Raw genomic sequence first — 14,402 nt, 5'->3', positions numbered from 1 at the left:
TTATACATCTTGATATAACTGATAAACCCTTTTCAGCCTTTCTTCGAGCTGTTCAAAATGAACAAAGCGGGCTTCTCTCAGAAACTCAGTCCCATCAATGAACAAAAGAAGCACGGGGACAGTGAAGACTGAAAATCTGCCGGCTACCTCTTCTACCTCGTCAGCGTTGGTATGCCCCAATTTGATATTCGGAAACTGATCCAAAACTTTTCTGAGCTGCGGCAGAACAGCGTGACATACTGTACAGGCAGGTCTTGAAATGTAGATAAAACTGAATTGATGCTGCTTAATAAAATTCTCGATAGAATCTAATGAATGTAAGTCTGTCAGCTCTTTCATCAAAACCCTCCTTCAAATCGGCCCGTCTTTCATGACCAAGCTCATCAATACTCGTACATTCACTATACACATTTATATGGATCATATCCGCTTTTTTGCGATTCAGAGCACCTTAACGTCGTGCTTGAAAAATAAAAGAACAGTTACCGCTTTTCAGTAACTGTTCTTAGATACTTATATTAAAAATGCAAAGCGTAAGCTCCTGAACCGATGAGTGCAACTCCGATGGAGACTGCAATCAGCACCAAGTTATATTCAAAGCCGCCGGCACCGTTCGCAAACCCTTTCGCTCCATGAACTTTTACAATGGCACCTAACATAATGATCGTTATGATAGCAGCTCCAAGCGGGAGGAATACACCTAAAATAAATAAAATTCCGCTTGCGAGTTCCCCGAGACCTGATAAAGCGGCCGCGGCATTGCCTGGTTTAACTCCAATTGACTCGAACCATTGTCCGGTTCCTTTAATTCCGTATCCGCCAAACCAGCCGAATAATTTTTGTGATCCATAAAACAGAAACACCACACCAATCATGATTCGAATAAGTAATAGTCCTGCATCTTCCATTTTTATCTCTCCTCATCTTTGATTTCATCTGATTCTTTGCTGGACGGTACCATCCAGCAATCATCAATTGACTATATGTTTCTTTATTTTTTATGTGTCAAATCAATCTAATTCTCTTACTTCAAACGGCAGCAGCCCTTGTTCAATTTGTGCCCGGTGCGGTTCATACTGCTCAGGGAGCATCAATTTTCCGCCCATTGTTTCTTGTGACTCATCATGGGCAAAGCCCGGCGGATCAGTTGCGATCTCAAATAAGATTTCCCCATGTTCTCTGAAGTAAACCGCATTAAAATAGTTTCTATCCTGAACAGGAGTCACACCATATCCGTGCGCAGCAATGAATCTTTGCCAATCTAATTGATCTTCGTCATCCTGAGCCCGCCAAGCGATGTGATGCACTGTGCCGACACCCATTTGTCCGCGGCCGATCGGCGTTAATTTAAGATCAATCACATTCCCGATATCACCGGCAGAACGATAACGAACGAAGTCTCCTTCCTTGCCGACTCGCTCAAGCCCCATGATGTTTTCTAGCAGTTCACCTGTTTTTTCAGGCTGTGCTGATAACAGGGTTGCACCGCCAAAGCCTTTAATGGCAACATCCGGGGTTACATCTCCGAAAGTCCACGTATTGGCCTCCCCTGCTTCTCTTTCCACGATTTCTAAATGCAGGCCATGCGGGTCATCAAATTCTATATATTGTTCCCCAAAACGCTCGATTTTTGTGTATGGCACGTTGAACTTTTCAAGTCTCTTTTCCCAAAATGCCATAGCACCTCTCGGCACGACGTAAGATGTCACGCCAACCTGTCCGTCTCCAATGATGCCTTGACGGGCGTCCGCCCACGGAAAGAATGTGATGATTGTTCCCGGCTTCCCGCCTTCATCGCCGAAATAAAGGTGATACGTACCCGGATCATCAAAATTGACCGTTTGCTTGACCAATCGCAGCCCCAGCACTCCAGCGTAGAAATCAGCATTCTCTTGAGGGTGGCCGACAATTGCTGTAATATGATGGATTCCCATCGTTTTTTTAGCCATTTTTATGCGCTCCTTTATAAATATTTAAATATACTCCACAAACTCATTCACAGGCTTTCGGTAGCCGCGCGGCCTTCTGCTTTCTATTTTTTCTTTCCCGATTGTAATCATCATGACGACCTCAAATTGATCATCTATATTCAAAATCTGTTTCACGGCTTCAGGATCAAACCCTATCATCGGACAGGTGTCCCAGCCTTTTTCCTTAGCACTCAGCATAAACATCATCGCAGAAAGTGAAGCATTTCTTATCGCCTCATCTCTCTTAAACAGTTCTCCCCTGTTTTCATAAAACGAAACGGTGTTTTGAACCATGTGATCATAATCTTGTTTATTTAATACCCCCAGCACCTTCAATCCTTCATAGATGTCAGCCGCTTGCTGATATGCCTGCTTATCCCCTAAAACCAAAAGAACCGCTGATGAGCTGAACACTTTATATTGTCCGTTTGCGGCCTGCTTCAGCTTTTCTTTTACCTCCGGGTCAAGAACCGTCACATATTTTGTATGCTGCAAATTAAAAGCTGATGGAGCCAACGCAACCAATTCAAACATTTCGTTGAGCTCATCTCTTGTGATTGGATGTTCTGGAAGAAAGTTGCTTGCAGATCTTCTTTCATTCACCAGCTGTACAAATTCAGCCATTTCTCTCGCACTCCCCTTTATCTCGAATTCGAGATATTATAGTATAAAAAATCAAATAATGTATGATCAAAAAACAAAACGATCGGCAGGTTCTTATCCTGCACTCTAATTAAATTGTCTCGAATTAAAATATCTTGAATTCAAGATAATAATAAAAGATAAATACTCAAATGTCAACAGTTCATTTTTAAATTCAGCGCAATTTTGTTTATGTACTATTTAGCCCTGCTCCAACTTTTTTTCTGTCACCTTATTTATTAGTAAACAGGAAACAACCTTGCTATAGACCCACTCGAAACTGAATTGATATGATAAGCAAAGTGATTACACAAGAAAGGATACGGAGAGCGAATCAAGAGCGCTCCTATTTTTTTGTGCAGTTTTATAGGAGGAAAAAATGACAAGTGAAAGAGAACAAATAAGCAAAAAAGTTGCTTTGATTGCATTGATAGCCAATCTGATCTTAATGGCAGGAAAGATCTTTTTTGGACTGATAGGCGATAGTGAAGCAGTTTTTGCCGACGGTATACATTCTGCAGCGGATGTCGTGGCTTCAATTGCTGTCCTGGCCGTCATCGGCATTTCTAATAAGCCGCCCGATCAAGACCATCCTTTCGGGCATGGCAAAGCTGAGGTCATCAGCGAAGCGATTGTAGGAATCATATTAGTGCTCGTTTCCGTGTATATTATGATAGAAGCGATTTCGTCCTTTGTTGAAGGTCCAAGCATCCCGCAATACAGCGCATTGTTTGCGGCTCTGATATCCTACCTGGCTAAGCAGATCTTATATCGTTATTCGATCAAACAAGGGGAAAAATGGAACAGTAAAGCGATTATAGCGATTGCATACGATCATAAAGGCGATATCGTTGCCTCTCTTGCCGCTTTTATCGGCGTCCTATTGGCGATTATCGGGAACATAAGCGGATGGTCCTATCTGTTGTACGCCGATGCAATTGCCAGTGTCATCGTGGCGTACCTCATTTTTAAGATTTCAATGGAATTAATCAGGCCGTCTGTTGACGTTCTCATGGAAAAAAGTGTTGATCCCCAACTGATAGAGGAATATAAAGTGGTTATTTTGGATTGCCCTCAAGTCAAACGGCTCGATAAAATCCGAGCGAGAGAACACGGCCACTATAAATTGCTTGATGTCCGGTTATCTTTGGATCATGATTTGACGATTAAGCAGGGACACGATATAGCCCGGGAAATCCGAAATGAAATCAAAAGACACTTTTCAGATGTTGAAGAAGTGCTCATCCATGTGAATCCTTATTTTGAAGAATAAAAAAGCAGCTTGTAGAGAAAACGATGTTTTTTCTACAAGCTTTTTTGTTTTGTGCTGTTTCTTTACATATTCGTTTGATTTCACTGATCCATATGCTTTCTGATAAAATGCAGCAGCGTGTTTCCTTGAGCGGTCAATATGACGCCCTTCGCGCCGCACTTCGGACAGGGCGTCCCTTCTTTCTCCTCGCCGGTTCCTTCACAATGCGGACATGTGAGCTCAAGATCGTCGGTTGCGATCACCATGAATATCCCTCCTTTTTTGATTGTCTGTCCGTCTCCAGTCACTTTCCATGGCCATCACCTCCTTAACAACGCAAAAAAACCCCGTCCATCAAAGGACGAGGTTTTCGCGGTGCCGCCTTTATTAACGGCTGAAGAGCCATTCTCTCAAAAAGTACAGAAACTCAGGGTTTCAATACTCCTATCTTGATAACGGGGAAAGAATCCCGGCACCGCCTACTGTTATTTCAGCGCAGCAATTCAGAAGCCCATTCGGCACCGGACGGGGATCGGTTCACAGCGGCCACCGACTCTCTGAACCCCGCGCGCTGATGCGTACTTGCTCTTCCTCAGCATTGTTCATCCGTTCTATGATTTTAAAATGTATCATACGCTGTCATCCGGCGGAAGTCAATAACCTTTCGGATCGGACAGGCCGAGCATGTCCCGCGCCATTTGCATATGCTCCTCTTGCCCCGTCTGAAGCGCGAACTTCGCCGTTTCCACAGGGTAAGCGGCCTGCCATTCTGACACATGCTCCTGCATTTTCGGCCAGACGCGCCCGCCCTCAGCTTCGTAGCTCTTCATCAGCCGTTTTGTTTCTTTTTCTCCTAATATCACTTGATAAAGGACAAAATCCTTGGCCGGATCGGCAACCTTTGCCTCCGTCCAATCGAGGAGACCCGTCACACGCTGATTTTCGCCGATCAAAATATGCGGAGGATGCAAGTCGCCATGGGTCAGCGCGGAAAAATCAGGCCAGTACGAGCTGTCATTTATCCACGTTTGCCATCTTTTCCAAAGCTGTTCTGAAACCCCGATTTCTTTTTTTATATGATCCATTGATTCCGCCGCCCTTTGCCTGACGTCATCCGGTTTTATGATTTCAATTCCGGATCTGGAGGCCGCATCCGGGTCTGCCCCGTGCAGCCCGGCTAATGTTGCGGCAAGCGAGCCGACAAAACCGTCTGAAGGCGGCTCGTGTTCCATATTCCAGACATACTGTTTCTTATCCAGATCAATTGCGGCAGCCGGTATTCCGTCCAGTTTCGGATAAGCGATCAGTTCCGGTGTATGAATCCGCCAATCGGGGACTGATACAGCGGCATGGCTGCGGAGAAACGCGAGAACATCGCTTTCTGCAGCCGCTCTTTCGATAACATCGGGACGGCGCGGCTTTCGGAGCACCCATGTCACGCCGCTGTCATCTTCAGCAAATACGACTTGGAAGTCCATACCCGTTTCATTTATGTCCGCCCCTTCATATTTTAACCGTAAGCCATTTGCCTTTGCGATGTTCAAAACGGATTCTATTTCCCTTTGTTTTTTTGTCATCTTGTTTCCCCATTTCCCTTATTGACTGACACAGAGCTTCGCCTTTAGGCGGAGAAGAAAGAGATGTGTGAAGACGCCAAAAAGAGGGCGGCATAATCGCCGCCCCCTCACTATTACTGTCAGGTTCCTTATTCAGGCAGACAATCCCGGTTTCCTCCGCGCTCAAGGCAGAGACTTTGACACTATTTCATTAGTGCGAAAACCGGAATTTGATCAGCCATCAGGATCCCTCCGTTCCTTCTTAGTTAACATTATTTTACACAAAAACCTTATATACGTAAACCCTATTTATCAGCTTACCGGCTGCCTCCGCTGACAAATTTTGATCCTTCGCGTAAATCTTTCGCCTCCAAAAAAAAGACGTGAATGAATTTTTTCATATTCACTTTAACCGGAGAAAGCGGCACGGTTTCCTTGGCCTGCATTTCTTTCATTCTCTTGCTGACAGCGGGGAAATCAAAGAATTTCGAGGCGTAATATTCAAATTTGGGGTTTGAAAAATCAGTTGTGCCCAATGAAGCGAAATGGTTTAACGAATGAATGACGGCCCTTCTGATCCGCTGTTCCGAGGCTTTGATTTCTCTGTTAACCTCGGCTTGTGCCGCCGCAGGTCCCAGCTTCCGGATGGCGGCGTTTGTAAACATCTGCTTTAAAGACGGGATGTTTCTTTCCGCCTGTTCATCCTCAAATAAATAGTGAAGGACGGCCATGAGGTCATGCGCCCCGCTTTCTCCCACGATGCCTAATTCCGACAAAAGAAATTTTCCTGTTTCTTTGATTGATTTCTCGTGCATCCCCCCCGGCCCGCTTTTTTTCGGTTCATTCCGCTGAATAAGACGGCTTAACGAATGTTGGATGTCGCCGATCGAGGTTTCCAGTTCAATCCGCTCTTTTACTTTTCGCAAAACGGTGACGATCTCGATTTTGTTGATCGGTTTATGGATAAAGTATTCGATGCCGAGAGAATAAGCTTCTCCCACCATTTCCTTTGCCTCCACCTGCGATATCATCACTGCTTTTCCGTTGTACGCCCCCTGAAGATGCCGGATCGTCTCAATCCCGTCCCGGCCCGGCATCAGCAGATCAATTAATAAAATATCGACTTGTTTGAAATGGAGATAATGCCCTTCAATCTGGCTTCCGTCCTCTGCCTCACCGACGACTTCTCCTAAGTCCTCGTCCTCGATCATCTGTTTTAAAATGGAACGGATCGCCCGGTCATCATCAGCTATAAAAAAACGCATATTATGAGTTCATCCTTTCTGCAATCAAATGCTTCACCGGCAGCTTAATCGTAAATATGACGCCTTTTGGCTTGTTATGAAAGGAAATGTCTCCGTCAAGTTCGGTTACGATTTCCTTCACGTATGAAAGCCCGATGCCCGTTGAAGGTGTGCCGAATTCATCGTATTTGGACGTAAAACCGGGATCATAAACGACCTCTCCGATTTTTTCCGGAATGCCGGGACCGTCATCTTCCGCCTCAAATTCGGCCATCCCCCCCTCAGCCCTGCGCAGCGCGAGGCGGATCTCACCCCTGTCACCCATGGCTTCGACTGCATTGGCGGTCAGATTATTTAAGATCGACAGGACGGTAAAGACGTGATAATCGGGGTGTTCTCCTTCAATCACGCTTTTGAATTGAATGTCTTTGCCTAAAGATTCGGCGTATTTTTCATTGATGCGGATAACGAGGCCGACCAGATCGGCGGCATTCATGTAATCCCGGAATCTCTCATTTGAAATCAGCTTCGACAGGCCGGCGAATATTCGCTGATTGTCTTTTTTCACTTCATGAATTTCTCCCGCAAGGCGCAGCATTCGGCTCCCGAGCTCCCGGTCGTTCCCGCTCATTTCCCGATACAGCTGATAGGATTCTTTCGTCACATGCTCCGTCGTTTTTAACGTTTTTTTCAGATGAATCGTTTCTTCATATAAGTTAGACACAATCATCAGCATGTGCTCATGCTGCTTTCTCGTTTGTTTTTCCCTGACCTGAGATTCGTGCAGCTTCATCACGTTGAAAAAACTCAGCACAATAAATGTGTGAGAAACAGCGATAACCGCGATATCCGCCAGCTTGTCCGGCATCATAATCTGCTTGCCGCCGGAAAACTGAACCGTCATTTCAACGGCATCGGACGCCATTTCAATGAGAAAACCGAGAAACCCGATCATGAGCGGCCGATCCCAAAAAAGCCTGACCTTCAGCACATAAAACAAACAGGCATATGTAAAGTAAAAAAAGAAACTGGGATATTGGCTGAAAAAAGCCGCCGAAAATCCGGCATGCTCTCCTCCCCAGCACGCCAGGCCGATCCGGAATGCCACAACGGCTGCACCTGTCAACAGCCCTGACAATACCGCCGGCACATGCCGAAGCAGCAGAAGAAAAAAGAAAAAAGCCGGAGCGCCGAAGCTGATCCGATATACCTCATTCAGGGGGTAAAATTTCAGTTCCCCCGCCAGCGGCACGGTGATCAGCATAAGAGCGAAAAGATAGCCGTCTTTTTTCAGTAAATAGTCGAGCCTGATCATAATCACTTCCTTCTTCTGTCTATTTTGAACAAGACCGATACAGTCCGCAAATTTCTTTAGACCCGAATGGCGGGACACTCCGGCTGATTTATAAATCTATCGGCTTATTTTAAGAATGATTTTGTCGTATTTTGTATGATTCTGTAGATGTCATTATACATTAACATGGAACACGCTATTTTTGAAAACGTTTTCCAAGACCGGTTTCCGCTTCGGACAGGCTTGCAATAGAGGAGGAATGTTATGAAAGATATGGTCAGAGAGCGCCTTGAAAAAGAGGAACTGGCTTCACTTTTACAAGATTGGGTCGAGCATTACCGACCGTTTTCCGTCAATGGAAAAAGCGCAAATTATATACCCGCCCTCGGAGAAATCAACGACTCTCAGCTGGGCATTTGCATATTAGAGCCGGATGGCTCAATGATTCATGCCGGTGAATGGAATGTGCCGTTCACATTGCAGAGCATCTCAAAAGTCATCAGCTTTATTGCCGCATGCATGTCCAGAGGCATTCCTTATGTGCTCGATCGTGTGGACGTGGAGCCGACGGGTGATGCGTTTAATTCTATCATCCGGCTTGAAATCCATAAACCCGGGAAGCCCTTCAATCCGATGATCAATGCCGGCGCCATTACCGTCGCCTCGCTGCTTCCGGGTGAAACGGCGCATAATAAATTAGAATATCTCTTTTCCGTTTTTGAAAAATTAATAGGAAAACGGCCTCACATTCACGAGGAGGTCTTCCGTTCTGAATGGCAGACCGCGCATCGGAACAGAGCGCTCGCCTACTATTTAAAAGAAACGAACTTTCTCGAGGCGGATGTGGAAGAAACGCTTGAAGTGTATTTAAAGCAGTGCGCCATGGAGGGTACAACCGAGGACATCGCTTTAATCGGATTGATACTTGCCCATGACGGCTACCATCCGATCCGACGGGAACAGGTCATTCCGAAAGATGTCGCGAAACTCGCCAAAGCCCTGATGCTGACGTGCGGGATGTACAATGCGTCAGGCAAATATGCGGCTTTCGTCGGCGTCCCGGCCAAAAGCGGGGTATCCGGCGGCATCATGGCATTGGTTCCCCCAAGCGCCAGAAGAGAGCAGCCTTTTCATAACGGCTGCGGCATCGGCATTTACGGTCCGGCCATTGATGAATACGGCAACAGCCTGACCGGCGGCATGCTGCTGAAACATATCGCACAGGAGTGGGAGCTCAGTATTTTTTAATCAAATGAACCAAGAGGTGATTGGATGCAGGAATTCCTTGAAAATGTAATCGGCTCGGCAAATGATTTTTTATGGTCAAAACTGTTAATCGTACTGCTTCTTTCTCTGGGACTGTTTTTTACGTTCAGATCAAAGGGTCTGCAAGTCCGCATGCTGAAGGAAATGATCCGGGTTTTGAAGGAAGGCGCGGCCGCCCGGACAAAAAACAGCATTTCCCCGTTTCAGGCATTTTGCATCAGTATGGCGGCGCGTGTCGGAACCGGGAATATTACCGGAATCGCCATTGCGATCGCACTCGGCGGTCCGGGCGCTATTTTCTGGATGTGGATCATCGCAGTCATCGGTTCGGCTTCAAGCTTTGTTGAAAGCACGCTGGCCCAAATTTATAAAGTAAAAGATCAAAACGGATTCCGCGGGGGCCCGGCCTATTACATGGAAAAAGGCCTGAAGAAACGCTGGATGGGCGCGCTGTTCGCCGTATTAATCACACTGTCATTCGGGGTTGTTTTTAATTCCGTTCAATCCAATACGATCAGCGTCGCCTTTCAAAACGCGTTCGGCACCAGCCGGCTTACATTGGGCATTATTTTAATCTTGGTTTTCGGCGGCGTAATCTTCGGCGGCGTCAAACGAATTGCGAAAATGGCGGAATACATCGTAGTCGTCTTGGCCGTTTTATATATCGGTGTCGCTTTCTTTGTCATTCTGACGAATATCACCCAATTGCCCGGCGTTCTGTCGCTAATCGTAAAAAATGCGTTCGGCATTGATCAGGCAGCGGGCGGCGCTTTAGGTGCGGCCTTGATGCAAGGTGTAAGACGCGGGATTTTCTCAAATGAAGCGGGTATGGGAAGCGCTCCGAACGCGGCGGCGACAGCTACGACGAGCCATCCGGTGAAACAGGGGCTCATTCAGGCATTCGGCGTCCTGACGGATACGCTCGTCATTTGTACAAGCACGGCGCTTATCATTTTATTTTCAGACGCTTATCACCAGCCGGGACTGAGCGGCATCGCGCTTTCTCAGGCCGCCTTGAGCGATCATGTCGGCGCGTGGGCGTCAGGTTTCCTTGCCGTCTTAATGCTTTTGTTCGGCTTCAGCGCTCTGATGGGCAACTATTATTACGGAGAAACCAATATCGGATTTTTAAGCCAGAACAAAAAGTGGCTGTTCATTTACCGCATCTGCGTGCTCGGAATGGTACTGTTCGGCTGTATTTCCAAAGTCCAGCTTGTGTGGGATATGGCTGACTTGTTCATGGGTTTAATGGTGGTCGTGAACTTAATCGCGATTTTCCTTCTGTCGAAAAAAGCGTTTGCCGCTTTGAGCGATTATGCCCGGCAAAAGAAAGCCGGAAAGGACCCCGTCTTTTACAGAGATGTGCTCCCTGATGATGACGGGATCGAATGCTGGGAGTATTCAGATATCGCGAAAAGCGCGAAAGGCAAAAACATTTCCTAAACAAAAGGTGTTCGGGCAGCGTCCTGAACACCTTTTTTCCGCCGGTTCATTGACAAAGAGAATAGCGTCCATTACCCTTTTTATATATTTTCAGTAAAGTCAGAAAGGAAGGCCTATGAATCCCATTACACAAATATTAAATGAATACCCGGTTATGATCATAGACGGCGCGATGGCAACCGAGCTTGAGCGGATGGGCTGTGATTTACATGACGATCTGTGGTCGGCCAAAATTCTTTTGGAGAGACCCGAACTGATCAAACAGGTGCATGCAGAATATTTTGCCGCCGGCGCTGATTGCGCGATCACCGCCAGTTATCAATCGACAATTGAAGGATTTGCAGCGCGCGGCATCCCGGAAACCGATGCGATACGTCTCATTCAGACATCTGTTGAACTTGCCGCACAAGCACGCGATGAATTTTGGGCGCATGAAGAAAACCGTTTACACCGGCCCAAACCTTTGGTCGCCGCTTCTATCGGACCTTACGGCGCGAGCCTCGCTGACGGCTCTGAATATCGCGGGCATTACGGACTGACGGACGATGAGCTGATCAGCTTTCACCGCCCCCGGATGAAAGCCCTCATAGAATCCGGCGCCGATCTTTTGGCCTGTGAGACCATTCCGTGCCTGTCAGAAGCAAAAGCGATCACAAGGCTGCTGGAGGAATTCCCCGGCACTTACGCATGGATCAGCTTCAGCGCCAAAGACGGGCGGCATATCAGCGAAGGCACGCCTATTTCCGAATGCGCGGCCCTGCTTGACTCCTGCAGCCAAATCGCAGCGATCGGCATCAACTGCACACCGATCGAATATATTCCGCCGCTGATAGAAGAAATCAAACGGGCAGCATCCAAACCGATTATCGCCTATCCGAACTCCGGCGAACAATATGACCCGGTGACAAAAACCTGGAAAGGCGCAGCGTGCGAAAACCATTTCGGAAAAAGCGCGCAAAGCTGGTACGAAAACGGCGTGAGCCTGATCGGAGGCTGCTGCCGGACGAAACCCGCGGACATCCAAGCCATTGCCGATTGGGCCAAGACCTTAAAAACAACTTGACTAATCGGAATAGTTTGTATATTCTATTCAAAAAGCCGGTTCGCCGGAATCTCGTGCCGTTCGCCGGCATGAGATTTTTTATTAGAACGGCCCTCGCAGAAAGTTGGAAAACAATGAACAACAAGAACGAGACGAATTTTCAGAGAAGTATGAAAAGCAGACACCTCTTTATGCTATCACTCGGAGGTGTGATCGGAACGGGGCTGTTTTTAAGCTCTGGGTATACCATTCATCAGGCGGGTCCGGCGGGCACCATTTTCGCTTACCTTTTGGGCGCGGGCATCGTCTATCTTGTCATGCTTTGCCTCGGTGAACTGTCAGTGGCCATGCCGGTGACGGGCGCATTCCACACCTATGCGAAGACCTATATCGGGCCCGCGACGGGCTTTACGGTCGCATGGCTGTACTGGCTGACGTGGGCGGTGGCGCTGGGCTCTGAATTCACGGCGGCCGGGCTCTTCATGCAGCGCTGGTTCCCGCATACTTCAGTTTGGATGTGGAGTGCGGTATTCGCTCTTTTCATCTTTTTATTAAACGCCTTCTCCGTGAAATTTTTTGCTGAATCGGAGTTTTGGTTCTCAAGCATTAAAGTCTTAGCCATCTTACTGTTTATTTTATTGGGCGGAGCGGCGATGTTCGGCCTCGTCCCGATGAAAAGCGGTGAGGCCGCACCTATGCTGTCGAACTTTACGGATGGCGGCAGCCTTTTTCCAAATGGCTTTTTCCCGATACTGATGACGATGCTTTCAGTAAACTTCGCTTTTTCAGGGACGGAATTGATCGGAATCGCCGCCGGGGAAAGCGCCGATCCGGAAAAAACCGTTCCGCGCGCCATTAAGACCACAGTCTGGCGGCTGGCGCTTTTCTTTATCGGAACGATTTTTGTGCTGTCAGGGATGATCTCCATCAAGGAAGCCGGTGTGATTGAAAGCCCGTTTGTCACGGTATTTGACAGAGTCGGCGTGCCTTATGCGGCCGATCTGATGAATTTCGTCATTTTAACGGCGCTTCTGTCCGCGGCCAATTCAGGGCTGTACGCGTCATCACGTATGCTGTGGTCCCTGTCTAAAGAAGGGGAGCTTCATCCCGCCTTTGCCAGGCTGACCTCTAAAGGCATTCCTTTTAACGCTCTGATCTTCAGTATGATCGGCGGCATTCTGTCGTTGTTGTCAAGCGTATTTGCAGCGGATACAGTCTATCTTGTTCTCGTCTCCGTCTCAGGATTTGCGGTAGTGGCTGTGTGGATGAGCATCGCCGCATCACAATTTTTGTTCAGAAGACGATTTCTTAAAGAAGGGCACCAGCTTTCAGACTTGAAATACAGGACGCCGGGATATCCGGCCGTACCGATAGCGGCCTTTCTCCTATGCCTCGCCTCCTGTATCGGCATCGCTTTTGATCCGAACCAGGCCATCGCCCTTTATTGCGGAATTGTATTTATGGCCGTTTGCTACACCGCTTATTACTTGAAAAACCGGAAAAGCAGAGCCCGCGTGCAAGCCGTAAAATCCCAATAACCAAAAAAAGAACCCTGCGGCGCAAGGGTTCTTTTTTCATTTATACTTCAACGACCCATCTGAACGAATCCCGCACCTTCCCGACTTGGATGCCGGCAATCGTTTCATAGAGCTTTTCTGACACTTCACCGATCAAACCGTTATTCAGCTCAATCGTTTCTCCGTGAATGTGCAGCGCGCCGACCGGCGAGATGACGGCCGCGGTTCCCGTACCGAATACCTCCGACACCTCGCCTCTCATTGCAGCCTCATAGATGTCATCAATGGCGACCTGTTCTTCCCTGACACGGATGCCCCAGCTTTTTAACAGCTCTATCACAGATGCGCGTGTGATGCCCCCGAGAATGCTTCCGTTTAACGCCGGCGTTACGGCCTCTCCGTTTATGATGAAAAAGATATTCATACTGCCTACCTCTTCGGCATATTTCTTTTCCACTCCGTCGAGCCAAAGCACCTGATCATACCCCAGTTCTTCGGCTTTCCGCTGAGCCTGTAAGCTGGCCGCATAATTTCCGGACGTTTTGACGTCGCCCACTCCGCCGGTGACGGCGCGCACATACTCATCCTCCACATAAATACGGATCGGTTTCAGCTGATCGCCGTAATACGAACCGACCGGCGTCAAAACAACCATGAACTTGTAACGCTTTGAAGGCCGGACGCCTAAAGAAGGCTCAGTCGCAATCACAAACGGACGGATATATAAAGAGGTTCCTTTTTCTATCGGTATCCATTCCTGCTCCAGCTCCACCAATTGTATCAATGCTTCCAGCGCCAGCTTCTCGTCAAGAGGCGGCATGCTCATCCGCCGTAACGATTTATTCAGCCGTTTTATATTTTGGTCAGGACGGAACATCAACACCCGTCCGTCTTCTGACCTGTAAGCCTTCAGCCCTTCAAATACGGCCTGCCCGTAATGGAAAACCGATGCGGAAGGATCCAGATGGACCGGTTCATAAGGTGTGATTCTCGGATCATGCCACCCTCTCCCCTCTTCGTAATCCATGACAAACATGTAATCTGTGAAGTACTTGCCAAATCCCAATGAAGCGGAATCCGGTTTTTCCTTTCTAGCTGTGACCTTACGTCTTTCAATCAGTTGATTCAACAAAAGCACACCTTTCTTCTAATTGTTCAAATTTTCAGTCTTTTCTG

The 14,402-nt window shown here is 47.6% G+C and carries 14 protein-coding genes and 1 other annotated feature; of the genes, 5 read left to right on the top strand and 9 right to left on the bottom strand.

Features of this window, described 5'->3' with window-relative positions; all coding sequences use genetic code 11:
* The 4 genes from L3V45_RS01410 to L3V45_RS01395 form a co-directional block, all read right to left on the bottom strand.
* Positions 1–339: a thioredoxin family protein gene (locus tag L3V45_RS01410; protein ID WP_057080017.1), complete on the bottom strand. Its 339-nt coding sequence runs from the start codon at positions 337–339 to the stop codon at positions 1–3.
* Positions 340–518: 179 nt separating this feature from the next.
* Positions 519–908, bottom strand: coding sequence for a DoxX family protein (locus L3V45_RS01405; RefSeq protein WP_007609195.1), 390 nt, complete (start codon positions 906–908; stop codon positions 519–521).
* Between the two features lie 102 nt (positions 909–1,010).
* Positions 1,011–1,949: a ring-cleaving dioxygenase gene (locus L3V45_RS01400; RefSeq protein WP_044053421.1), complete on the bottom strand. Its 939-nt coding sequence runs from the start codon at positions 1,947–1,949 to the stop codon at positions 1,011–1,013.
* A 24-nt stretch (positions 1,950–1,973) separates the two neighbouring features.
* Positions 1,974–2,594, bottom strand: coding sequence for a nitroreductase family protein (locus L3V45_RS01395; protein ID WP_236837227.1), 621 nt, complete (start codon positions 2,592–2,594; stop codon positions 1,974–1,976).
* Positions 2,595–2,991: 397 nt separating this feature from the next.
* Between L3V45_RS01395 and L3V45_RS01390 the strand changes: the two genes are divergently transcribed.
* A complete protein-coding gene (locus L3V45_RS01390) occupies positions 2,992–3,885 on the top strand; it encodes a cation diffusion facilitator family transporter (protein WP_236837226.1) in 894 nt (297 codons plus the stop codon).
* Positions 3,886–3,965: 80 nt separating this feature from the next.
* Here L3V45_RS01390 and L3V45_RS01385 read toward each other — a convergent pair whose 3' ends face one another.
* The 4 genes from L3V45_RS01385 to L3V45_RS01370 form a co-directional block, all read right to left on the bottom strand.
* A complete protein-coding gene (locus L3V45_RS01385) occupies positions 3,966–4,130 on the bottom strand; it encodes a tryptophan RNA-binding attenuator protein inhibitory protein (protein ID WP_015388747.1) in 165 nt (54 codons plus the stop codon).
* Positions 4,131–4,218: 88 nt separating this feature from the next.
* Positions 4,219–4,469, bottom strand: a binding site (T-box leader).
* Between the two features lie 48 nt (positions 4,470–4,517).
* Entirely contained in the window at positions 4,518–5,441 is a 924-nt protein-coding gene (locus L3V45_RS01380) for a macrolide 2'-phosphotransferase (RefSeq protein ID WP_115996101.1), read from the bottom strand.
* A 296-nt stretch (positions 5,442–5,737) separates the two neighbouring features.
* Positions 5,738–6,685 carry a glutamine utilization two-component system response regulator GlnL gene (locus tag L3V45_RS01375; protein ID WP_060386739.1) on the bottom strand — a complete coding sequence of 316 codons (948 nt, stop codon included), beginning with the start codon at positions 6,683–6,685 and terminating at the stop codon, positions 5,738–5,740.
* A gap of 1 nt (position 6,686) precedes the next feature.
* Positions 6,687–7,979, bottom strand: coding sequence for a two-component system sensor histidine kinase GlnK (locus L3V45_RS01370; RefSeq protein ID WP_272904819.1), 1,293 nt, complete (start codon positions 7,977–7,979; stop codon positions 6,687–6,689).
* 243 nt (positions 7,980–8,222) lie between these two features.
* Here L3V45_RS01370 and L3V45_RS01365 point away from each other — a divergent pair, with 243 nt between their 5' ends.
* The 4 genes from L3V45_RS01365 (at position 8,223) to L3V45_RS01350 (ending at position 13,247) form a co-directional block, all read left to right on the top strand.
* Positions 8,223–9,206 (top strand): glutaminase, encoded by a 984-nt coding sequence (locus tag L3V45_RS01365; protein WP_003156697.1) that lies wholly within the window; start codon positions 8,223–8,225, stop codon positions 9,204–9,206.
* Positions 9,207–9,230: 24 nt separating this feature from the next.
* Entirely contained in the window at positions 9,231–10,667 is a 1,437-nt protein-coding gene (locus tag L3V45_RS01360) for an alanine/glycine:cation symporter family protein (RefSeq protein WP_014304265.1), read from the top strand.
* 115 nt (positions 10,668–10,782) lie between these two features.
* Positions 10,783–11,730 carry a homocysteine S-methyltransferase gene (mmuM, locus tag L3V45_RS01355; RefSeq protein ID WP_003156701.1) on the top strand — a complete coding sequence of 316 codons (948 nt, stop codon included), beginning with the start codon at positions 10,783–10,785 and terminating at the stop codon, positions 11,728–11,730.
* A 113-nt stretch (positions 11,731–11,843) separates the two neighbouring features.
* Positions 11,844–13,247: an amino acid permease gene (locus L3V45_RS01350; protein ID WP_024084846.1), complete on the top strand. Its 1,404-nt coding sequence runs from the start codon at positions 11,844–11,846 to the stop codon at positions 13,245–13,247.
* 40 nt (positions 13,248–13,287) lie between these two features.
* On the opposite strand, the gene L3V45_RS01345 is transcribed toward L3V45_RS01350, so the two are convergent.
* On the bottom strand, positions 13,288–14,355 hold the full coding sequence (locus tag L3V45_RS01345) for a branched-chain amino acid aminotransferase (RefSeq protein ID WP_003156706.1): 1,068 nt from the start codon (positions 14,353–14,355) through the stop codon (positions 13,288–13,290).
* Positions 14,356–14,402 lie beyond the last annotated feature (47 nt).

Origin of the sequence: Bacillus sp. R45 (genome assembly GCF_021729365.1) — a bacterium.
In the GTDB taxonomy this organism is placed as follows: Bacteria; Bacillota; Bacilli; order Bacillales; family Bacillaceae; genus Bacillus; species Bacillus velezensis.
This window is presented reverse-complemented; position numbering and strand designations above follow the sequence as displayed.

Excerpts from the sequence above, each read along its gene's own strand:
- L3V45_RS01410 (WP_057080017.1), bottom strand. The coding sequence starts at position 339 with ATGAAAGAGCTGACAGACTTACATTCATTAGATTCTATCGAGAATTTT.
- L3V45_RS01405 (WP_007609195.1), bottom strand. The coding sequence starts at position 908 with ATGGAAGATGCAGGACTATTACTTATTCGAATCATGATTGGTGTGGTG.
- L3V45_RS01400 (WP_044053421.1), bottom strand. The coding sequence starts at position 1,949 with ATGGCTAAAAAAACGATGGGAATCCATCATATTACAGCAATTGTCGGC.
- L3V45_RS01395 (WP_236837227.1), bottom strand. The coding sequence starts at position 2,594 with ATGGCTGAATTTGTACAGCTGGTGAATGAAAGAAGATCTGCAAGCAAC.
- L3V45_RS01390 (WP_236837226.1), top strand. The coding sequence starts at position 2,992 with ATGACAAGTGAAAGAGAACAAATAAGCAAAAAAGTTGCTTTGATTGCA.
- L3V45_RS01385 (WP_015388747.1), bottom strand. The coding sequence starts at position 4,130 with ATGGTGATCGCAACCGACGATCTTGAGCTCACATGTCCGCATTGTGAA.
- L3V45_RS01380 (WP_115996101.1), bottom strand. The coding sequence starts at position 5,441 with ATGACAAAAAAACAAAGGGAAATAGAATCCGTTTTGAACATCGCAAAG.
- L3V45_RS01375 (WP_060386739.1), bottom strand. The coding sequence starts at position 6,685 with ATGCGTTTTTTTATAGCTGATGATGACCGGGCGATCCGTTCCATTTTA.
- L3V45_RS01370 (WP_272904819.1), bottom strand. The coding sequence starts at position 7,979 with ATGATCAGGCTCGACTATTTACTGAAAAAAGACGGCTATCTTTTCGCT.
- L3V45_RS01365 (WP_003156697.1), top strand. The coding sequence starts at position 8,223 with ATGAAAGATATGGTCAGAGAGCGCCTTGAAAAAGAGGAACTGGCTTCA.
- L3V45_RS01360 (WP_014304265.1), top strand. The coding sequence starts at position 9,231 with ATGCAGGAATTCCTTGAAAATGTAATCGGCTCGGCAAATGATTTTTTA.
- mmuM (WP_003156701.1), top strand. The coding sequence starts at position 10,783 with ATGAATCCCATTACACAAATATTAAATGAATACCCGGTTATGATCATA.
- L3V45_RS01350 (WP_024084846.1), top strand. The coding sequence starts at position 11,844 with ATGAACAACAAGAACGAGACGAATTTTCAGAGAAGTATGAAAAGCAGA.